The following is a 21,212-nucleotide window of genomic DNA, read 5'->3' as shown; positions in this document are numbered from 1 at the left end:
TCGTACCCGCCCGTACCCCCCCGCGTCCGCATCAGGACCGCATCCGCTCGCGGCGGAATGCCGCCACAGCCGGGTGGCCCCGTGATCCACTGGCAGAGTGCGAAACGATCTGAGATCCCCGGACCGTCAGCCGCTGCTCCCGGTCGCCGCCCGCCGCGCCGCGGCCTGGTGCGGCGTGGGCCTGCTCGTCGCCGCCGTGGCGGCCGTCGGCGTCTGGCTGTGTGTGACGCTGAGCGCCGCCGTCACCCCCGTCCTGCTGGCCCTGCTCGGCAGCGCGCTGCTCGGGCCGGTCTACCGGCGGCTGGTGGCGATGAAACTCAACCGGTCGCTGGCCGCCGGGCTGACCTGCGCGCTGCTGGTCGTGGTGGTCGGCGGCGCCGGATACATCGTCGTCAGCGCGCTCATCGACACCGGCGACCAGATCATCGCCTCGCTCAAGGACGCGGCCAAGGAGGTGTCCCGGCACTTCGGCGCCGCGGGCACGTCACTGGACGACATCGTCTCCAACGCCAAGCCGTTCATAGGGAAGTTCGGCGGCACCGCGGCCACCGGCGTCCTGGAGGGCGTCGGCGTCGTCGCGGCCACCCTCGCCGCGTCCGTACTCGCCCTGTTCCTGACGTTCTTCTTCCTGCGCGACGCGGACAAGGCCGTCCGCGCCCTGCACGACTGGGCGCCCGGCGACTCCGGCCCGGGGCTGGAGCAGATGGCCCGCCGCGGCTACCAGGCCATCGAGGGCTTCATGCGCGGTACGACGCTGATCGCGCTGATCGACGCGCTCGGCATCACCGTCGGTCTGCTGATCCTCCAGGTGCCCGGCGCGTTCGGGCTGGGCGCGCTGGTCTTCGTGGGCGCCTACATCCCGTACCTGGGCTCGTTCCTGTCCGGCTCGGTGGCCGTGCTGGTCGCGTTCGCCGACGACCGGGGCCCGGCCATCGCGCTGTGGACGCTGGGCATCGTCCTGGTGGTGTTCTTCCTGGAGGGCCACATCCTCCAGCCGATCGTGCAGAGCCGTACGGTCCAGATGCACCCGGCCATCGTGATGCTGGCGATCACCGCGGGCGCCAGCGTCGCCGGGGTCATGGGGATGCTGCTGTCCGTGCCGCTGACCGCGGCGGCGTTCGGCGTGCTCTCGGAGCTGCGCCGGCACTACGCCGCGGGCTCGGGCACCGGGCCGACCGGCGGATCGGCCGACGGGTCGGCCGACGCACCGGCCGGCGGGGCGGGCAGGTCGGCGGCCGAGGGCTCGGCGCCGCCCGCCGCGTCCTCGTAGAGCTCGAACCACGTCGACTTGCCGTCGCCGCGCGGATCCACGCCCCACGCGCCCGCCAGCAACTCCATCAGCACCAGGCCGCGCCCCGAGGACGCCAGCTCGCCCGGGGTGCGGCGGTGCGGCAGCTCGTCGCTGCTGTCGGCGACGTCGACCCGGATGCGGCGGCCGCCCTTCTGCCCGGTGATCTCCGCGACCAGCAGCGCGTCGCCGTCCGTGTGCATCAGGACGTTGGTGACCATCTCGGAGACCATCAGGACGGCCGAGTCGACCTGGTCCTCGTCGCTCCAGTCGTGCAGCACGTCGCGGACCTGGTGCCGGGCCTCCGCTATCCGCTCGGGCTCGGCCTGCTTGACGGTCAGCACCGTACGGCGGACGGGCTGGTGCGCCGCCGTGCCGCCCGTACCGACGCCGCAGCTGCCGCCCGCGCGGCACAGCAGCAGGAGCGCTATGTCGTCCTCGCGCCGGTCCAGGTACGGGCCGGTGGTGTGGTACGAGGGCGGGCCGTGCACGGCCTGGACAAGGGCGTCGGCGAGCTTCTCCAGGCCGGCGACGTCCTCCAGGGTCGGTGCGATGGCGTCCGCGACGTCCTCGGCCGGGTCCTCGGCCCCGTACGTCTCGATGACGCGCCGCAGCCGCGCCCAGCCCGTCTCCAGGTCGTGCCCGCCGGTCTCGATCAGCCCGTCCGTACAGACGAGCATCGTCTCGCCGGGCTCCAGGACGAGCCGGGTGGTGGGGTAGTCGGTGTCCGGCACGATGCCCAGCGGCAGGCCGCCCGCGGTGGGCCGGACGAGGACGGTGCCGTCGGCCATCCGGATGGTCGGGTCGGGGTGGCCGGCCCGCGCGATGTCCAGCAGCCCGGTCGCCGGGTCCACCTCGATGTAGAGGCAGGTGGCGAAGCGCGGGTCCTCGCCGCCGAACTCGGTGTCGTTGATACCGGCCAGGAAGCGGGAAGCGCGGGAGAGCACCGCGTCGGGGTGGTGGCCCTCCGAGGCGTAGGCGCGCAGCGCGATCCGCAGCTGTCCCATCAGGCCGGCGGCCCGTACGTCATGGCCCTGTACGTCGCCGATGACCAGCGCGATCCGGCCGGACGGCAGCGTGATCATGTCGTACCAGTCGCCGCCGACCTCCAGCCCGCCGCCGGTCGGCACGTACCGCGCCGCCACCGTCATCCCCGGGATGTCCGGCTGCACGGTCGGCATCATGCTGCGCTGGAGGCCGTCGGTCAGTTCGCGCCGTGACTCCTGGTCGCCGGCGCGGGCCAGGGCCTGGGCGAGCATCCGGGCGACGGTGGTGAGCACCGAGCGCTCGTCGGGCGTGAAGGCGACGGGGGTGCCGAAGCCGGCCATCCAGGCGCCGACCGTGCGGCCCGCGCTCACCAGGGGCAGAAAGGCCCAGGACTCGCGGTGGAAGGCGGCGGCCAGCGGCCAGGTGGCGGGGTAGCGGCGGCGGTAGTCCTCGGGGGTGGGCAGATAGACGGCGCGGCCGGTCCGTACCACCTCGGCGGCCGGGTAGTCGGTGTCCAGCGGCATGTCGACGAAGGGCTCGATGTCGCCCTGCCGGTGCCCGTGGTGGCCGATGACGGAGATCCGGTCGCCCTCGATGCCGAAGACCGCCAGGCCGTCGGGGCTGAAGCCGGGCATGGACAGGCCGGCGGCGACCCGCAGCACCTCGGCGGTGGAGTGCGCCTCGGCGAGCGCGCGGCCCGCGTCCAGCAGGAACGCCTCGCGGGAGCGGCGCCAGTCGCCGGAGGCCGGGGCGTGCGGGGAGGCGGTGCCGGGCTGCGCCTCGGGGATCTCCTGGACGGTGCCGACCAGCTCGTAGTCGGTGTGGTCGGTCTCGCTGCGCAGGAAGGCGCGGGAGCGGCTGCGTACGGTGCGCAGTACGCGGCCGTCGCGGTCCATCACGCGCAGCCGGGCCTCGGCGATGGTGCTCTCGCTGACGGCGAGGTTGACGATGCCGGTGATCTCGGCGAAGTCGGCCGGGTGGAGGCGGGAGCGCATGGCGGCCTCGGACAGCTCGGTGGGCTCCGCGGGCAGCCCCAGGAGCCGGGCGGTCTCGGCGTCGAGGGTCACCCGACCCGAGACGTTGTCCCAGCGCCACAGGCCGGTCGCGGTGGCGGCCAGGAGGTCCTTGGTGCGCATTGCATCACTTTAGGTGGGTTTGACGGGACCCGACCAGCGCGGCGGGTACGACCATCTTCGCATGACCACTTTGACAGGGATATGACAATCGCGGGCCCGGGGGTGACCGGTAACCTGGAGCGGTTACAGGAAACCCACCCTCCAACTTGCGACGACTTGGATGAGCGATGCATCGGTACCGGTCCCATAACTGTGGCGAGCTCCGAGCCGCGGACGTCGACACCGACGTCCGCCTCAGCGGCTGGCTGCACAATCGACGTGACCTGGGCGGCATCCTCTTCATCGATCTGCGCGACCACTACGGTCTGGTCCAGCTCGTCGCCCGCCCCGGCACCCCCGCCAACGAGGCGCTCGGCTCGCTGACCAAGGAGTCCGTCGTCCGTATCGACGGCCGGGTCAGCGCGCGCGGCGCGGACAACGTCAACCCCGATCTGCCCACCGGCGAGATCGAGGTCGAGGTCACGGCCGTCGAGGTGCTCGGCGCCGCCGAGCAGATCCCCTTCACGATCAACGCCGAGGACGGGGTCAACGAGGAGAAGCGCCTCGAATTCCGCTTCCTGGACCTGCGCCGCGAGCGGATGCACCGCAACCTGATGCTGCGCACCGCCGTCATCTCCGCCATCCGGCACAAGATGACCGCGCTCGGCTTCAACGAGATGGCGACGCCGATCCTGTCCGCGACCTCCCCCGAGGGCGCCCGCGACTTCCTCGTCCCGTCCCGCCTGCACGCAGGCAAGTTCTACGCGCTGCCGCAGGCCCCGCAGCAGTTCAAGCAGCTGCTGATGATCGCGGGCTTCGACCGCTACTTCCAGATCGCGCCCTGCTTCCGCGACGAGGACGCCCGCGCGGACCGCTCGCCGGGCGAGTTCTACCAGCTCGACGTCGAGATGAGCTTCGTCGAGCAGGAGGACGTCTTCGGCCCGATCGAGACGCTGATGACCGAGCTCTTCACCGAGTTCGGCGGCGGCCGTACGGTCACCTCGCCGTTCCCGCGCATCCCGTTCCGCGAGTCGATGCTCAAGTACGGCTCCGACAAGCCGGACCTGCGCGCCGAGCTGGAGCTCGTCGACGTCTCGTCGGTCTTCGCCGGCTCCGGCTTCAAGGCCTTCGCCGACAAGCACGTCCGTGCCCTGGCCGTACCGGACACCGGCGACCAGCCGCGGAAGTTCTTCGACCAGATGGGTGACTTCGCCGTCCAGCAGGGCGCGAAGGGCCTGGCCTGGGTCCGTGTCGGCGAGTCGAACGCCCTGTCCGGCCCGATCGCCAAGTTCCTCACCGAGGACGACGTGAAGTCGCTGGTCGAGGCCCTGGACCTGAAGCCCGGCCACGCGGTCTTCTTCGGCGCCGGCGAGTTCGACGAGGTCTCCAAGATCATGGGCGCGGTCCGCGTCGAGGCGGCCAAGCGCACCGGCCACTTCGTCGAGGACGAGTTCCGCTTCTGCTGGATCGTCGACTTCCCGATGTTCGAGAAGGACGAGGACACCGGCAAGATCGAGTTCTCCCACAACCCGTTCTCCATGCCGCAGGGCGGCCTGGAGGCCCTGGAGACCAAGGACCCGCTGGACATCCTGGCCTGGCAGTACGACATCGTCTGCAACGGCGTCGAGCTGTCCTCCGGCGCCATCCGCAACCACGAGCCGGACGTCATGTACAAGGCGTTCGCCATCGCCGGTTACGACAAGGACACCGTCGAGGCCGAGTTCGGCGGCATGCTCCGCGCCTTCAAGTTCGGCGCCCCGCCGCACGGCGGCATCGCCCCGGGCGTGGACCGCATCGTCATGCTCCTCGCCGACGAGCCCAACATCCGCGAGACCATCGCCTTCCCCCTCAACGGCAACGCGCAGGACCTGCTCATGGGCGCGCCGACGGAGGTCGAGGAGGCGCGGCTGAAGGAGCTGCACCTGTCGATCCGCAAGCCGCAGGTGAAGTAGTTCGTTCGTACGTGTGAAGGGCCCGCGATCGTATGATCGCGGGCCCTTTCGCGTGCCACGCTCCGGGCATGGCGAGTGTGCTGAGTCAGGAGCAGTTCGAAGAGCTGGCGCGCCTCGGTCTGCGGGTGGACGAGGCGCTGCGGCTGGAATCGGTCAACGGGAGGATCCGGGAGAAGCCCCTGCCGGACGGCGATCACGCGGAGATCATCGCGTGGCTGACGCGGCTGTGCGTCCAGGTCGATGCGGGGTGGTGGCTGCACGTGGGACAGGGGCTGCGGGTCGAGACGTACCGCAAGGGCAACGCCCGCCCCGACGGCTGTCTCGCACCGAGCGATGCCTTCGTCGGCCAGGGGGAGTGGGCGGACGCCGAGAGCGTCCTCATGGTCGTCGAGGTCACCTCCCGTGACCACGCCACCGACCGCCGGGACCGCGAGGAGAAGCCGAAGGCGTACGCCGGGACCGCCATCCCGGTGTACCTGCTGATCGACCGGGACACCTGCGAGGTCAAGGTGCACTCTCAGCCCGACGGCGGACGCTACGAGATAGTCCTGACGGTGCCGTTCGGCAAGGTGGTCACCCTGCCGGACCCGGTGGGCATCGACCTGGACACCGAGCCGTTGAAAGGCTGGGTGCACAAGTCGGTCGGCATGTCGGAACTTCTGCTGGAGGTCGACGACGAGGCGCTGGCGGAAGCCGCGAAGCTCCTCGGTACGAAGACGAAGAAGGACACCGTCAACATGGCGCTGGTGGAGGTGGCCAAGCGGCGTGGTCGGGCCATAGCGCTCGCGAAGCTCAGGGAGTGGGGTGCGCGCGGCGACTTCGATCTTCTCCTCGACAAGAGGAACTACCGCGGGTGAAGAACTCGTACCTGCCTGGTGGTGGACGGTGTGTTGAAAGGACCTCCGGTGGACAACAACGCACTCGTCAAGATGTGGCACGAACTGGACGAGCCAGGCGGTCTGCGTGCCGAGCTGCTCGACGGCGAACTCATCGTGCGGGCGAATCCGGGAATCGTCCACGACCTCCCGGCCCGCAGCCTCGTCCGGCACACTCCAGAGCCTTTCGAGGCATGGAGCGAGCGCGGCATTTTGGTGGCCGATGATTACCGGCCCCGCGCCGACGCCGTCATCATCCGTGCTCAAGACCGCCCGGCCCCCGACTTCGCGGAAGCGGACTTGCCGCCGCAGATCGTCCTCGCCGTCGTGGAAACGGTCTCCACGACCCGTACGGCCATCAAGCGGGACTGGGAGGACAAGCGCGAGCGCTACGCCGAGGCCGGCATCCCCGTCTACCTGATCGTCGACCCCAACGACGCCACCTGGCACATCCTCCAGCTCGACGGCCGCCACTACGTCGAGACCGCGAAGGGCATCTTCGGCCAGGAGATTCCCCTGCCGGACCCGATGGGTTTCACCGTACGGACGGCGGGCTGGCACCCGTACGGCGGTACCGGCGGCCCCGGCAGTACGTCCGCGTAGGCACCGCCCGCGCATGCCGAGGGCCCGGAACCGGTCACCGGTCCCGGGCCCTCGCCCTATGTCGTCGGCCCGCCTACTCCGCCGCGCCGAACCGCTCCCGGTACGCCGCCAGGTCATCCTCCGTGATCTTCGCGAAGAGCACCGGCGGGACCGTGAACGCCGTGCCCGCCGGGACCGAGGACAGCGCGCGGGCCTCGTCCGCCGTCACCCAGGCCGCCGTGTCGCCGTCCAGCGCGAACGCGCCCCGCATCGCCTTCGCCGCCGCCGGGATGAACGGCTCCGAGACGATCGCGTACAGGTGGATCAGGTTCATCGCGGTCCGCAGCGTCAGCGCCGCCGCTTCCTGGTCGGTCTTGATCTCCAGCCAGGGGGCCTTCTCCTCCAGGTAGGAGTTGCCCGCGCTCCACAGCGCCCGCAGCGCCGCCGCCGCCTTGCGGAACTGGAGCGCCTCCATGTGGCCCTCGTACTCCGCCAGCAGCTCGGCGATCTGCTCGCCCAGCTTGCGCTCGGCCTCTCCGGCCGCCGCGCCCGCCGGCACCTCGTCGCCGAAGCGCTTGCGGGAGAAGGACAGCACCCGGTTGACGAAGTTGCCGAGGGTGTCGGCCAGGTCCTTGTTGACCGAGGAGGAGAACAGCTCCCAGGTGAAGGACGTGTCGTCGGACTCCGGCGCGTTGGCGATCAGGAAGTAGCGCCAGTAGTCGGCGGGCAGCAGCTCCAGCGCCGCGTCGGTGAAGATGCCGCGCCGCTGCGAGGTGGAGAACTTGCCGCCGTAGTACGTCAGCCAGTTGAACGCCTTGAGGAAGTCGACCTTCTTCCACGGCTCGCGGGTGCCGATCTCGGTGGCCGGGAACATCACCGAGTGGAACGGGACGTTGTCCTTGGCCATGAACTCCGTGTAGCGCACGTCGTCGGCCTCGTACCACCACGACTTCCAGTCGCGGTTCGCCGGATCGGCGTCCGCCCACTCCTTCGTCGAGGCGATGTACTCGATCGGCGCGTCGAACCACACGTAGAAGACCTTGCCCTCGGCGGCCAGCTCCGGCCACACATCGGCGGGCACCGGCACGCCCCACTCCAGGTCACGGGTGATCGCCCGGTCCTGGAGGCCCTCGGTCAGCCACTTGCGCGCGATGGACGACGCCAGCGTGGGCCAGTCCTCGCTGCTGTCGTCGATCCACTGCTCGACCTCGCCCTGGAGCTTGGACTGGAGCAGGAAGAGGTGCTTGGTCTCGCGCACCTCCAGGTCGCTGCTGCCGCTGATCGCCGAACGCGCGTCGATCAGGTCGGTCGGGTCCAGGACGCGGGTGCAGTTCTCGCACTGGTCGCCGCGGGCCTTGTCGTAGCCGCAGTGCGGGCACGTACCGACGATGTAGCGGTCCGGCAGGAAGCGCTCGTCGGTGATCGAGAAGACCTGCCGGATGGCGCGCTCCTCGATGAAGCCGTTCTCGTGCAGCTTGCGGGCGAAGTGCTGGGTCAGCTCCACGTTCTGCTGCGAGGAGCTGCGGCCGAAGTGGTCGAACTGCAGGTGGAAGCCGTCGTAGATGGCCTTCTGCGCGTCGTGCTGCTCGCCGCAGTACGCGTCGACAGACTGCCCCGCGTCCTTGGCCGCCAGCTCGGCGGGCGTGCCGTGCTCGTCCGTCGCGCAGATGTAGAGCACCTCGTGGCCGCGCTGGCGCATATACCGCCCGTACACGTCGGCCGGGAGCATGGACCCCACCATGTTGCCCAGGTGCTTGATCCCGTTGATGTACGGAAGGGCGCTGGTGATGAGGTGTCGAGCCATTGCCGGCTGCTCCCAAGTCGCTACGGTGAGTGAGGATTTGTTCTACGGAACGTCAATATCGTACTGGACCGGTACGGGGCCACCGCGCCCGGTTTTCCGTGCCCCGTAAGTCCCTTGATCGTCGCCCGTATGCGCCTTGATCGTCGTCCGTACGCACCGTGATCGTCCCCGGCGGGCGGTCACGGCCGGCGGGCGACCGTCCTGGGCGGGCGGTCACGGCCGGCGGGCGACCACGAGCCCCCAGCCGGGGCTGCCGTCGGCGCGGCGGGCGGCTCCCCGTACGGGCACGAGCTCCACCGCGAACCCGGCCTCGGCCAGGTCGGCCCCCACGGCCCGCAGCGACGAGGTCCGGTAGTACATGACGAACGGCGGACGCCACACCAGATTCCGTACGCGCATCACCGCGTCGAAGCCGAGCAGCGTCCAGTACAGCGCGGAGCCGGGGTGCGGGGGCGCGGCGACGGGGAACGCGAAGATCCCGCCCGGCCGCAGCGCCCGGTGGACACCGCGGAACAGCGCGGCGCGCTCGCCGGGCAGGAAGTGGCCGAGGGCGCCGAAGGTGACGGCGAGGTCGAAGGCGGCGGCGAAGGGGAGGGCGCGGGCGTCGGCCCGGACGTAGTCGATGGCCGGGTCGCCCGTCGTGGCGGCGGGCCGGGCCTCGCCGGCGTGCCCGGCCGGGGCGCCGCCGTCTCCGTACCCGGCTCTGGCCCGGGCGAGCATCCCGGCACTGAAGTCCACCCCGACGACCTTGCTGCGGCACAGCTCCCGCAGCACGCTCACCCCCGCCCCCGTACCGCAACACACATCGAGCCCCGCCCCGAACCCGAACCGGTCGCCGGCCTTCCCGAGGCCGCGCAGGGCCTCGGCGGTGGCGTCGAGAATCCGGTCGGGGGTGCGGAAGGGCGTGTGGTCGAACTTCGGGGCCAGCAGGTCGTAGCCGCGCTCGACGGAGGAGAGCGCCTGAACGGTCAGCTCGCGGAGCGTGGGTCCCTCGGGAGTGAACACGGGACCAGGCTACTGAGCGCCGTACGGGGCCGGGCTTACGGGGCGGTCGTCTTCGGTGTCTCCGCTCCACCCTCAGTCCCAGCCGCAGGCCCACCCCCGTGCTTGGGCGCCCTGCCATTCACCATCACGCCCGCGACCACCCCCGCCAGCAGCATGATCCCCGCGCCCCACCCGATGGCCACCGTGAACCCGTGCACGACACCGTCCATGACGACCCCCTCCCGCATCGCGGGCGTGAGCCGGCCGCCCGCCTCCCGCGCCGCCGTCGCCAGATGGCTCCCGATGTACGTCGCGCTCGTCGACGTGGCGATGGTGTTCAGCAGCGCCGTACCGATCGAACCGCCCACCTGCTGCGCCGTATTGACGGTCGCGGACGTCACCCCGGAGTCCTGCGGGGCGACCCCGGCCGTGGCCGTGGACATCACCGGCATGAAGATCAGACCCATCCCGAGCCCCACGAGCAGCTCCGAGGGCAGCACATGCGATACGTACGCGGGCTCGGCGGTCAGCGTCGTCAGCCAGAACAGTCCCGCCGCGGCGAACACCGCGCCCGGCACCATCAGCACGCGGGGCGGCAGATGGTGCAGCAGCCGCGCCGATATCTGCGTCGACCCCACAATGATCGCCGCCGTGACCGGCAGAAACGCCAGGCCCGTCTTCACCGGCGAATACCCCAGTACCACCTGCAAGTAGTACGTCATGAACAGGAACATCCCGAACATGGCGATGACCGCCAGCGCCATGGTCAAAAACGCACCCGCACGGTTCCGGTCCCGCACGATGTGCAACGGCAGCAAGGGATACCGCGCCCGGCTCTGCCACCACGCGAAGAGGGCCAACAACACGGCCCCGCCCATCAGCATCCCCAGGACCAGCCCGTCGCCCCACCCCCGCGGCTGCGCCTCACTGCACCCGTACACGATGGCGACCAATCCGCCACACCCGAGCACCACTCCGAGCACATCCAGCCGGGCCGTGCCCCCGTGCCCCCGCCGGTCGTGCAGGAACACCCAGGCTCCGGCGATCGCTATCACCGCGATCGGCACATTCACATACAGACACCACCGCCAGTCCAGGTACTCCGTCAGCAGCCCGCCGGCTATCAGCCCGATGGCCGAGCCACCGCCCGCGATGGCGCCGTAAATCCCGAACGCCTTGCTCCGCTCCTTCCCGTCCGTGAACGTCGTCGTCAACAACGACAATGCGGACGGTGCCAGCACTGCGGCGAACGCGCCCTGCAATGCCCTGGCCCCGAACAGCAATCCCTGTCCCGACGCCGCACCACCCAGCGCGGAAGCGATCGCGAACCCCACCAGCCCGATGATGAACGCCCGCTTACGGCCCACCAGGTCGGCGATCCGTCCACCCAACAGCAGCAGCCCGCCGAACGCGAGCGTGTACGCCGTGATCACCCACTGCCGGTTGGCATCCGACATGTGCAGCTCCCGCTGCGCCGACGGCAGGGCGATATTCACGATCGTGGCATCCAGCACCACCATCAACTGGGCCACGGCGATGACGACAAGCCCCCACCATCGCCGCGGATCAGGCTCCCCGGCCGTACCCGTCCGTTCCCGCGTCCGACTCTGCCCCTGATCCTGACCCTGGCCCTGGCTCATGAATACCCGCCTCCGCCGTGGACAACGGACAACGGTCACCCGTCGGGCGAGCACCGCAGCCCGAAACCAGCGTAGGCGCTGCCCTGCCCCTTCGCCTCTCGGCCGCCCGGACTCCGCTTATCGCCCGATTCACTGCCCGACCGGTACCTTGATCTCGCTACGAATCCGGTCCGCCTTCTCCGCGAGCGCTTCCAGATCCACCGAGAACGGGTCCGCGTCGATACGCTCCGCGTCCGTCTCCATCACATTCCCGGGCGTACTCGAATCCGCCCAGATGCAGAACGGCGCGGTGAATTTCTGCCCCATCTGCCGCTTCACGAGGACACCGCAGTACGCCGGTTCCTTGGTGCCGTGCGGCCGCTCCTCGTGCTTCGGTACGACCAGTTCGCCGCCGCTGCTCTGCATTCCGTGAATCGTCTGCTTGACGGCCTCCGTCGGGTCGCTGACGGTGCCGTACATCGAGAGCAGCACCAGTGACTTGGTGCCGGACTGGTACTGCCCGCCCACCGTGGTCATGCCGTGCGCGTACGAGCCGTTGCGCGGGACCTGAGCGCTCACGGTGTCAGTCAGATCTTTCGTGAGGGTGTATTTCCCGCCCACGAGAGCCTTCGGCACCACCGTCTTGTACTTGGGCTCATCGGCACCCCTCAACGCCACCGACGCCACGATCCCCCCGACCACCAAGAGCGCAACCACACCGCCGACGATGCCCAGCACCTTCCCGGTGTTGCTCTTACGCGGGGGCTGCCCGATCGGCTCCTGCCAGGGAATGGTGAGCCATGGGCTCGCCGGATTCGTCATGAGGGTGCGGTAGACGTCCACCATCTCGGGTGAACCACATGCCGAAGCGCTCTTCGTCGACATGCAGGCAGCGCCCGAGGACGAAACCCGGGTCGAAATCCGCCCAGGAGGCGTGAGCGGCCTGACTGAGGCGGGCCGTGTGCAGGAGGATGCGCTCCGTCTCGGCCATGTCGCAGAAGCGACAACCGAGCGCACAGCGCGCCGAGTTGGAGTCTCAACCCAAGTCTCAGGCCAGGAAGGATCGTACGTACTTTCCCTCGGCCAGTAGGTCGTCGGTCCGGCGTCTCCACGATCAGGCGGCCAATCCGGACTCTTCACTCCCGGTGTCGGCCTCCCGTCGGCCGACCGCGTGGTAAACGTGGGGGGGGGAGCCGGCCAGGGCGTCAAAACATGCCCCCAGTCACCCCGGGCTCGCGCCCAGTACAGCGCTTCCTTCACATCGGCCGCCGACGCCCTCCCCGCCTGCTGCGCCCCCGTCCCGTGCACCTCTTGCTCCTCTTCTGTCCGCCTTTTCAGCTGACGAGGCTGAATGCGCCGACGACTGCCGCCGTTTTCCGTCTACCGAACGCCAGCGTACGAGCAGTGATCATCGGCTGCCGGTTCGCTCCTCCGCCACTGGCCACCAGCCATCCCATCCGGGGGAGGAGCCGCGGCGCCAGTTCAGATCGGGCGGTGTCGTGCGTCTGCGTCTCACTTACTGAATTGGTTTGGATTGAAAAACGGCTCGGAATGCTTCATCCGGCAGCTTTCCATGAACCCACAATCGGAGTGCTTGCCTTTTTCGACGGTCCATGGCCAAAGCGTGCGTGCAGCACCGGTAGAACAAGGATGGGCGTTCGGTCACGTACCATCCTTCCCGTCGGGCCATTATGTATGCATCGGTAGGATTGCGCTCATCGGCCAGGGCTTGCTGCAGGTTCAGCAAGTCTTCGTCGAATTTGGAACTCGGCCGGATGTGGACTCCGTAAGCCTCGCCAGCCTGTTCGCAGAACGAAACTGATGCGTACGGGAGGGTGAACCTTACCCACCAGTCAGCCGCGGTTGGGCTGAGGAGATTCGTGAAAAGTGCTTGCAGGCTCTGGTCGATGACTTCGATCTGCTCGACCATGTCGGCAGTGGCTGTCGAATCGCATTGGTGCAGCTTTGGGACCGCCTTCTTCAGTGTGCCCCTGAGGGTGAGTTCGTTCTGGTAGTCCTCGAGGTCCCACGGGTAGCCTTGCCGGCAATCCACTTCGAAAGTGCGCCAACGGGACATTGCCTGGTTCGGTGAAATGTCGTGAGTCCACCCCAGTGAGTGGAAAGTCCGGTTGAAGTGTGACGTGAAAGGCGAAGATTCAGCGATCACTTTCGTTTTCCATGTACTCGCGAGGGTTATCTGGTCGGAAATAAGTATTGATCTTGCCGTCTTGAATGATGATCAGCCTCCCGTCCTTGTCCATGCGGAGTACGGCACCGTCTCCGCTGCGCACAATCTCTCGGACGCCCTCGGGTAGCGGGTTGCTGGAAAGGGCTTGCGAGTCCCTTTGGTATCTGGCGAATCCCCCCGATGGCGGGTATGACGACGTCGAGCAGGCGGGCGCCGAAGACGCAGACGTACTGCCACTCCGTTTCCGGGGGGCTTTGCCTGGTGCGGGCGAACCGGTTGAGCGCTTCCTCGTCCGTGAATGCGTAGAGCCAGCGGATTCCGCCCAGTTCGGCGGACATGAGTCCGTCGTCGGATACCGGCACCAAGACGCTGGTGCGGCGGAATTCACCGACGAGCGCCGCCGGGTCGCCTTCGTATGCATGCATACCGGCGATTTCGTCGGTCAATGGCATAGCCGTCCCCCCACCCCCGTGTGGTCAATGCCGTAACACTCTTACACATGGCACTGACAGTGGAGCCTGATTCCGGTGGGAGCCTGGCGGTCCGCTGTTGTGGTGGAGAATTCAACCAGTGGGTTTCGTCGGATCACGACGCCGGCCGCGGCGGGCCGGGGGCCCGGCCGCGGCCGGCGGGTGGAGCGGAGTCGGGGTGGGTCAGGCGGGGAGGATGCCGGCGGTGCGGGCTTCCTGGAGCCAGGCGGGGAACTCGACCATGAGCTGCTGGTAGAGGTCGGCGTCGGCGAGGGCGCGGGGGTCGCGGCCGGCGTGGAAGAAGCCCGCGTTGTCGATGACGCGCTTCTCCGGTACGGCCAGGTCGTCCAGCTTGCGGAGGAAGTCGAAGCCCTTCGCGTCCGGATCGCCGAAGCCGACGAACTGCCAGAAGATGGGCAGCTTCGCGGCCTCGCACAGGGCCTTCTCGGCGGCCGGCTTGGAGGTGGGGGCGCCGTCGGTCTGGAAGATGACGAAGGCGGGGTCGGTCGCGCCGGACTTCTCGTAGTGCCCGATCACGGCGTCGATGGCCCAGTGGTAGTTCGTGCGGCCCATGTGGCCGAGGCCCGCGTGCAACTCCTCGATGCGGCCCTCGTAGTTGGCCAGGTCGAGTTCGGCGGTGCCGTCGACGTCGGTGGAGAAGAAGACCACCGGTACGGTGCCGTCGTCGTCGAGGTTGGCGGAGAGGCCGAGGGCCTGTTCGGCCAGGTGCTGGACCGTGCCGTCCTTGTAGTAGTTGCGCATCGAGCCGGAGCGGTCCAGCACGAGGTAGACGGCGGCGCGCTGGGTGGCCAGCCCCTGCTTTTCGAGGGAGACCCGGGCGGCCTTGTAGAGGCTGACGAGACCGGGGGCCTCGGACTCGATCTTGGTGAGGGAGGGGCCGGTGGGCTCCGGCGCGGGTGTGGCCTCTGCGGCGGGTGTGGCTTCCGGCTCAGGCACGGCCTCCGGCGCGGGTGCGGCCTGTCGCTCAGGCGTGGGCTCCGGCTTCGTCTCGGCCGCCGGTTTGCCTTCCGGCTCCGCCTCGATCGGCGGCTCCGCCTCGATCACCGGCTCGTTCTTGCTCTCCGGCTCCGGCGCGGCCTCGGCGGCCGTCTCCGGCTTCGTCGTGGTCCCGGCGTCGGTCTTCGGCTCCGGCGCGGCCTCAGCGGCGGCCTCCGCTTTCGCCCCGGCCCCGGCCTCCGGCTTCGCCGCATCCGCATCCGCATCCGTAACCGCAGCCACAGCCGTAACCTCTGGGCCCGGCTCCGGCGCGGTCTCGGCCGCGGCCTTCGCCTCGGCCGCGGCCTTCGCCTCGGCCGCCTCGCCCTCCTCCCCGCCCTTCGGCTCCGTTGCCTGCGCGCTGCGTCCCGGCTTCGGGGTGTCGAACGCCTGGGAGACGAGGTCGGAGGCCGAGTCCTCGGAAGGCTCGGGAGCGGCCGTGTCGGTGGGAGAGGTGTTGGCGGGGGAGGTGTCGGTGGGGGCGCTCTGGGCGGGGAGGGATGCGGCCGGGGTGTCGGCGGGGGCGGTGCGGGCGGTGGGGACGGCGGGGTCGCGGGGGGCGGCGGGTTCCGGGGTGGCCTCTTCGCGGGCCTCCGGGATCGTCGCCGTCTCCGGCGCCCGAGTTCCGCTCGCCGCCTCGTTCGATTCCTCGCGGGCCGCCTTGGAGCGACCGAAAGCGTTGCGCAGCAGACTCCGAATGCCCATCGGCGAACCTCTCTAGCGTGTGTGGGGTGCGGCGAATGTCCGAGAAGCGCGGACATGTCCCTGACCAGGCCGGACACGTAAGGGTAGCCGCCTGGGCCGGTCTGACCGTGGGACCCCGCGCGTCTCGCTACACGCCCCGTATGGGTGTTTTGCGACTCGGGGTGGTGCGGGCTGGGCGTGTGTTTGGAGAGCGTATGTGCGGGGGGCGGGCGTGCGAAGTGGTGGGGGAGGGGACGGGGCGAAGAGGGCAAGGCGGGGGGCGGATGTTTGTGCGGTACGGGGCGGTGTGGGTGGAGTGGAGGTTGGGGGGAGGTGTGGCGGAGGGCTGGTTACCGAGTGTTCGTGCACGTCATGTGAGGGGTCGTACGGGAGGTGCGGTGCCGGGGCCCGGCGGGGGGCGGGGCGGAGGCGGCGACGGGATCGGGCCGGTCTCGGGCTGTGCGGTGACCATCGGCCCGGCCGTCCGTTGACCCTGGCGGCGGTCCGGGAGGCCGGAGAACCCTCGTACGGGTGACGGGAGATGTGGGCGCATGGGGTTGACCAGCCAGTCGCTCGAATTCGCGGTGATCGCGCTGGCCGTGGCCTGTGTGGTCCTCACGGTGTGGCTGTGGCCGCGGCTGTCCCGGCGCGGTGTGCTCCCCGTACTGGGCAGGCTCGGGTCCATCCTCGTCACCCAGGTGGCGGTGCTGTGTTCGCTCGCCCTCGCCGTGAACTCCGGTTTCGAGTTCTACAGCAGCTGGGACGAGCTGCTGGGCAACACCGACGAGGCGCCGGTGGCGGTGAACAAGGGCGGCGGGCCGCGGTACGCCGATGCCGGCAGCCTCCGGGACGGGCTGGTGCAGCCCGCGGGGCCGCAGGGCCTGGACCGGGTGTCCGGCCTGCCGGAGGGCGCGCCCGCCGAGGTCGGCAGGGTGGAGTCCGTACGGATCGTCGGGCGCCGTACCCGCGTCATCAACCCGGCCTTCGTCTACCTGCCGCCGCAGTACTTCCAGCACCAGTACCGCCGTCAGCGCTTCCCCGTCTCCGTCGTCATCAGCGGTTATCCGGGCGGCATCATGAACCTCGCGCAGCACCTCCGGATTCCGCAGACCGCGGGCAGGCTGGTCGAAGAGGGCCGGATGCCGCCGACCGTGCTGGTGATGGTCCGGCCGACGATCGCGCCGCCGCGGGACACCGAGTGCGTGGACGTGCCGGACGGGCCGCGGGCCGAGACGTTCTTCGTGCGGGATCTCCCGGAGGCCGTCAAGGCGGCCTACCGGGTCGGACACGACCCCAGCGCGTGGGGGGCGTTCGGGTACTCCTCCGGCGGTACCTGCTCGCTGCAACTGGCCCTGCGCAACCCCGGCGTCTACACGTCCGCCGTCTCGCTGTCCGGCGACTACGCCGTCAAGGACGACCTGACGACCGGGAGCCTGTTCGGCGGCGGCGCGGCAGCCGGGCGGCGCGAGCGCGAGCACGACCTGCTGTGGCGGCTGCGGAACCTGCCCGTACCTCAGGTCTCCGCGCTGGTGTCCAGCAGCCGCCTGGGCGAGCCGAACTACGCCGACACCCTGCGCTTCATCGAGGCCGTGCGGCCCCCGATGACGGTGGATTCCATCATCCTGCCGCGCGGCAGCCACCAGTTCTCGACGTGGCGGCGGGAGGTGGCGCCGGCCCTGGAGTGGCAGGGGCGGCAGCTGACGTTCCCGCAGGACGTGGAGGCCGCGCACGCGCCGCCGAAGCGGCCGGGGGCGGATTCGGCGCCGTCACCGTCGCCTTCGTCGGCGCCGTCAGCGTCGCCGACAGCGTCCCCGGCCGGAACACCCTCGGCCGGAACGCCCCCGGCCGGGACGACCTCACCCACCGGCTGAGGCGCACGGCTCCTCCCGCGCCCCACCTGCCCTACCTGTCCCACCTACCCGCCCGCCCGGCACAGCCCGCTCTTCACCCATCCACCCCACCCGGCAGGACACCGGCCCCCCACCGCGGTGGACTTCTACAGTGACCGCAGCGACCACAGCGACCGCAGTGACCGCGGCGACGGCCCCTCCGGACGACTGCCTGGCCCGCAACGACTGGATCTGCGGCGACTATCTCGCCACCCGCCGCCACATCCTCCTCGACGCGGTCCTCCAGCACCTGCACCTCACCGTGGTCTCCGTACTGCTCGGCCTGGTGATCGCGCTGCCGCTGGCGCTGATCGCGCGCCGGTGGGCCTGGACGGTGGGGCCGGTGCTGGGTATCACCACCGTGCTCTACACCGTCCCCTCGCTCGCGATGTTCTCGCTGCTGCTGCCGCTGTACGGGCTGTCGTCCACCCTCGTCATCGTGGGCCTGGCGCTGTACTCGCTCACCCTCCTCGTACGGAACATCCTGGCGGGCCTGGCAGGCGTACCGGAGGAGGCGAAGGAGGCGGCCCGCGGCATGGGGTACGGGCCGCTGCGGCAGCTGCTGGCCGTCGAACTGCCGCTGGCGGTGCCCGCCGCGATGGCCGGGCTGCGCATCGCCACCGTCTCCGCGGTCGCCCTGACGACGATCGGCGCGATCGTCGGCAACGGCGGCCTGGGCAATCTGATCTACGCGGGCATGAACTCGTTCTTCAAGGCGCAGGTGCTGACTGCGTCCGTGCTGTGCGTCGTCATCGCCGTCGCCTTCGATCTGCTGCTCCTCGGCCTGGAACGGCTGCTGACGCCTTGGCGGCGCGCATGACGACGCTCGGGAACGTCTGGGACTGGCTGGGCACGGGCGCCAACTGGACCGGTGAGAACGGCGTCCGGCACCGCCTCGTGGAACACCTGCTGCTGACCGTCGGCTGCCTGTTCGCCAGTTGTCTGATCGCGCTGCCCGTCGCCGTCACGCTCGGGCACCTGGGCCGCGGCGGCGCCCTGGCCGTCAACCTCGCCAACGTCGGCCGTGCCGTGCCCACCTTCGCGGTGCTGGTGCTGCTCCTGCTCACGCCGCTCGGGCGGCACGGCGACTGGCCGACGTTCATCGCGCTGGTGCTGTTCGCGCTGCCGCCGCTGCTGACCAACGCGTACGTCGGGATGCGGTCGGTGGACCGGGACGTGGTGGAGGCGGCCCGCGGGATGGGGATGTCCGGCGGGCAGCTGGTGTGGCGGGTGGAGGTGCCGCTGGCGCTGCCGCTGGTGCTGACCGGGGTACGGATCGCGGCGGTGCAGCTGGTCGCCACGGCGACGCTGGCCGCGCTGGTCGGCGGGGGCGGGCTCGGCCGGATCATCACCGCGGGGTTCAACCTGGCGAGCACGCCGCAGGTGGTCGCGGGGGCGGTGATCGTGGCGGTGTTCGCGCTGTTGATGGAGGCGCTGTTCGAGGTCGCCCAGCGGCTGGGTCCGGCGTGGGCGCGGGGACGGGCGCGGTGAGCGGGCGGCCCGGTGGCCCGGTCCGGGCCGTACTCCGCCGTACGGGCCGGAAATCCCGCTTCGCGGTGCCGGCGGCGCTGGTCGTGCTCTCCGCCTGCGCCACCGGCCCGTCCCTGGAGAACCGCGGCCAGGTCACCGCCCCGCCCGGCGACAGCCGCCATCTGTCGATCGGCTCGGCCGGCTTCACCGAGAGCGAGCTGCTGGCCCGAATGTACGCGGTGCTGCTCGAAAAGGCCGGGTACGAGACGGACATCCTGACCGTCGGTAACCGGGAGCTGTACGAACCGTCCCTGGAGAGCGGCCAGATCGATGTCGTACCCGAGTACGCGGCGACCTTCGCCGACTGGCTGAGCGCCAAGTCCAAGGGCGCCGACGCCGATCCGGTCGCCTCGCCGGACCTCGGCACCACGATGAAGGCGCTGCGCGCCCTGGCCACGCCCCGCGGCCTGACCGTGCTGCCGCCGGGCCGGGCCGTCGACCAGAACGCGTTCGCCGTGACCGCCGCGTACGCGAAGCAGCACCGTCTGAAGACCCTGAGCGACCTGGGGCGCGCCAGGCTCCCCGTACGGCTGGCGGCGGGCGACGAGTGCGTGCAGCGGCCGTTCTGCGCGCCGGGCCTGAAGCGTACGTACGGGATCGACATCACGGCCGTCGACCCGAAGGGGGTGGGCACCACGCCCGCCAAGCAGGCCGTGCAGAACGGGCAGGACCAGATGGTGCTGACGACCAGCACGGACGCCACCGTCGAGCAGTTCGGGCTGGTCTTCCTCGCCGACGACAAGAAGCTCCAGAACGCGGACTACGTCGTCCCGGTCGTCAACCGGGCCCGCGCGGGCAGCGCGCGGGTCGCCGCGGCCCTGGGCAAGCTCAACTCCGTCCTGACGACCCAGGACCTGGCGCGGCTGAACCAGCGGGTGGACAGCTGGCGGCGGCTGCCGGAGGACGTGGCGCGGGACTATCTGCGGGGGAAGGGGCTGCTGTAGCCGGGGCCAGGGGGAGCCACTCCCGGGCGTCGCCCCCTCTCAATCGGCAGGCACCGAATCCACCTCGGCCTCCGCCCGCGGCACCCCCTGCTCGCCCGACCCGATCGTGCGCCGCAGCGCCTCGTGCAGTCCGGCCGGGGTCAGGACGCCGAGGAAGCGGGTGCCGTCCACGACGGCGATCCAGCCCGCGTCGTACTTGAGCATCTCGCTGAAGGCGTCCTTGAGCGAGCCGCTGACCGGTACCCACGCCTCCATGCGGCGCGCGTGCTCCGAAACGTTTCCCCGCGCGCCGGAAGCGCCAAAAGCGCCGGACCCACCGGACCCACCAGACCCACCGGACCCACCAGACCCACCGGACCCGCCCGACATCTCCTCCGTGCCCACCCACCCGTGCAGCCCGCCCTCCTCGTCCAGGACGACGGCCCAGCGCGCGCCGTCCGCGCGCAGCCGTCCGGCCGCCCGGGCGGCGGGTTCGCCGAGGCGGGCGAAGGGCGGGTGTTCCAGGTCGCCGGGGTCGATGCCGGTGACCGCGAGCTGCTTCAGGGCCCGGTCGCTGCCGACGAACTCGGCGACGTACGGGGAGGCCGGCGCGCCCAGCACGCTCGCCGGGGTGTCGTACTGCTCGACGCGCCCCTGCCCGTAGACCGCGATCCGGTCGCCCAGCCGGATCGCCTCCTCGATGTCGTGGGTGACCAGCAGGACCGTCTTGTGCAGCGACGCCTGCAGCCGCAGGAACTCCTTCTGGAGGCGGTCGCGGACGACGGGGTCCACCGCGCCGAACGGCTCGTCCATCAGGAGGACGGGCGGGTCGGCGGCCAGCGCGCGGGCCACGCCGACGCGCTGCCGCTCGCCGCCGGAGAGCTGGTCCGGGTAGCGGGGGCCGTGGACGGCGGGGTCCAGGCCCACCAGCTCCAGCAGCTCGGCGGCGCGGGCGCGGGCCTTCTTGCGCGGCCAGCCGGTCAGGAGCGGCACGGTGGCGGTGTTGTCGAGGACGGTGCGGTGGGGGAAGAGGCCGGTCTGCTGGATGACGTAGCCGATGCGGCGGCGCAGGTGCACGGGGTCCACCGTCGCGATGTCCCGGTCCTCGACGAGGATGCGGCCGCCGGTGGGGTCGGTGAGCCGGTTGACCATCTTCATGGTGGTCGTCTTGCCGCAGCCGGACGGTCCGACCAGCGTCACCAGCTCCCCCTCGGCCACCTCGAAGGAGAGGCCGTCCACGGCGGTGGTGCCGTCGGGGTAGCGCTTGGTGACGGACTCGAACCGGATCATTGGTCCATTGAAGCCCGGGGCATGGGGACGGTCTCC

At 70.4% G+C, this 21,212-nt stretch carries 15 protein-coding genes and 3 pseudogenes; 9 read left to right on the top strand and 9 right to left on the bottom strand.

Features of this window, described 5'->3' with window-relative positions; all coding sequences use genetic code 11:
• Positions 1-97: 97 nt before the first annotated feature.
• Positions 98-1,216, top strand: a pseudogene (locus ACFV57_RS07345) (AI-2E family transporter); the annotation flags it as partial.
• Here ACFV57_RS07345 and ACFV57_RS07340 read toward each other — a convergent pair.
• Positions 1,147-3,411 carry a SpoIIE family protein phosphatase gene (locus ACFV57_RS07340; protein WP_385226670.1) on the bottom strand — a complete coding sequence of 755 codons (2,265 nt, stop codon included), beginning with the start codon at positions 3,409-3,411 and terminating at the stop codon, positions 1,147-1,149. The pseudogene ACFV57_RS07345 and the gene ACFV57_RS07340 overlap by 70 nt on opposite strands.
• Before the next feature lie 167 nt (positions 3,412-3,578).
• On the opposite strand from ACFV57_RS07340, the gene aspS reads away from it, so the two are divergent.
• The 4 genes and pseudogenes from aspS to ACFV57_RS07320 all read left to right on the top strand — a co-directional run bounded on the left by aspS (position 3,579) and on the right by ACFV57_RS07320 (position 6,820).
• Positions 3,579-5,342, top strand: coding sequence for an aspartate--tRNA ligase (gene aspS / locus ACFV57_RS07335; protein WP_385226668.1), 1,764 nt, complete (start codon positions 3,579-3,581; stop codon positions 5,340-5,342).
• A 68-nt stretch (positions 5,343-5,410) separates the two neighbouring features.
• Positions 5,411-5,974, top strand: a pseudogene (locus ACFV57_RS07330) (Uma2 family endonuclease); the annotation flags it as partial.
• Positions 5,975-5,989: 15 nt separating this feature from the next.
• On the top strand, positions 5,990-6,199 hold the full coding sequence (locus ACFV57_RS07325; protein WP_385226978.1) for a type II toxin-antitoxin system VapB family antitoxin: 210 nt from the start codon (positions 5,990-5,992) through the stop codon (positions 6,197-6,199).
• Positions 6,200-6,247: 48 nt separating this feature from the next.
• Positions 6,248-6,820, top strand: coding sequence for a Uma2 family endonuclease (locus ACFV57_RS07320; RefSeq protein WP_385226666.1), 573 nt, complete (start codon positions 6,248-6,250; stop codon positions 6,818-6,820).
• Between the two features lie 73 nt (positions 6,821-6,893).
• Here ACFV57_RS07320 and metG read toward each other — a convergent pair whose 3' ends face one another.
• The 7 genes and pseudogenes from metG to ACFV57_RS07285 form a co-directional block, all read right to left on the bottom strand.
• Complete coding sequence (gene metG / locus ACFV57_RS07315; RefSeq protein WP_385226664.1) at positions 6,894-8,603, bottom strand: methionine--tRNA ligase; 1,710 nt, start codon at positions 8,601-8,603, stop codon at positions 6,894-6,896.
• 213 nt (positions 8,604-8,816) lie between these two features.
• Complete coding sequence (locus ACFV57_RS07310; RefSeq protein WP_385226662.1) at positions 8,817-9,608, bottom strand: class I SAM-dependent methyltransferase; 792 nt, start codon at positions 9,606-9,608, stop codon at positions 8,817-8,819.
• Positions 9,609-9,643: 35 nt separating this feature from the next.
• Positions 9,644-11,227: an MFS transporter gene (locus ACFV57_RS07305; RefSeq protein ID WP_385226660.1), complete on the bottom strand. Its 1,584-nt coding sequence runs from the start codon at positions 11,225-11,227 to the stop codon at positions 9,644-9,646.
• A gap of 129 nt (positions 11,228-11,356) precedes the next feature.
• On the bottom strand, positions 11,357-12,091 hold the full coding sequence (locus ACFV57_RS07300; protein WP_385227005.1) for a hypothetical protein: 735 nt from the start codon (positions 12,089-12,091) through the stop codon (positions 11,357-11,359).
• A 37-nt stretch (positions 12,092-12,128) separates the two neighbouring features.
• Positions 12,129-12,197 (bottom strand): annotated as a pseudogene (locus ACFV57_RS07295) (hypothetical protein); the annotation flags it as partial.
• A gap of 525 nt (positions 12,198-12,722) precedes the next feature.
• A complete protein-coding gene (locus tag ACFV57_RS07290; RefSeq protein ID WP_385226658.1) occupies positions 12,723-13,373 on the bottom strand; it encodes a hypothetical protein in 651 nt (216 codons plus the stop codon).
• 674 nt (positions 13,374-14,047) lie between these two features.
• Positions 14,048-15,565 (bottom strand): VWA domain-containing protein, encoded by a 1,518-nt coding sequence (locus ACFV57_RS07285; RefSeq protein ID WP_385226656.1) that lies wholly within the window; start codon positions 15,563-15,565, stop codon positions 14,048-14,050.
• A gap of 530 nt (positions 15,566-16,095) precedes the next feature.
• Here ACFV57_RS07285 and ACFV57_RS07280 point away from each other — a divergent pair.
• The 4 genes from ACFV57_RS07280 (at position 16,096) to ACFV57_RS07265 (ending at position 19,907) form a co-directional block, all read left to right on the top strand.
• On the top strand, positions 16,096-17,415 hold the full coding sequence (locus tag ACFV57_RS07280; protein ID WP_385226654.1) for an alpha/beta hydrolase: 1,320 nt from the start codon (positions 16,096-16,098) through the stop codon (positions 17,413-17,415).
• Between the two features lie 157 nt (positions 17,416-17,572).
• Positions 17,573-18,253: an ABC transporter permease gene (locus ACFV57_RS07275; protein WP_385226652.1), complete on the top strand. Its 681-nt coding sequence runs from the start codon at positions 17,573-17,575 to the stop codon at positions 18,251-18,253.
• Positions 18,250-18,924: an ABC transporter permease gene (locus ACFV57_RS07270; protein ID WP_385226650.1), complete on the top strand. Its 675-nt coding sequence runs from the start codon at positions 18,250-18,252 to the stop codon at positions 18,922-18,924. Before ACFV57_RS07275 ends, ACFV57_RS07270 begins: the two co-directional genes overlap by 4 nt.
• Before the next feature lie 65 nt (positions 18,925-18,989).
• Positions 18,990-19,907, top strand: a complete 918-nt coding sequence (locus tag ACFV57_RS07265; protein WP_385226975.1) for an ABC transporter substrate-binding protein — start codon at positions 18,990-18,992, stop codon at positions 19,905-19,907.
• A 39-nt stretch (positions 19,908-19,946) separates the two neighbouring features.
• On the opposite strand, the gene ACFV57_RS07260 is transcribed toward ACFV57_RS07265, so the two are convergent.
• The gene (locus tag ACFV57_RS07260) at positions 19,947-21,176 is read right to left on the bottom strand and encodes an ABC transporter ATP-binding protein (RefSeq protein WP_385226648.1); all 1,230 of its coding nucleotides are present in this window, start codon (positions 21,174-21,176) and stop codon (positions 19,947-19,949) included.
• Positions 21,177-21,212 lie beyond the last annotated feature (36 nt).

The sequence above is a fragment of the Streptomyces sp. NPDC059788 genome, from assembly GCF_042732265.1.
Lineage (GTDB): Bacteria > Actinomycetota > Actinomycetes > Streptomycetales > Streptomycetaceae > Streptomyces.
This window is presented reverse-complemented; position numbering and strand designations above follow the sequence as displayed.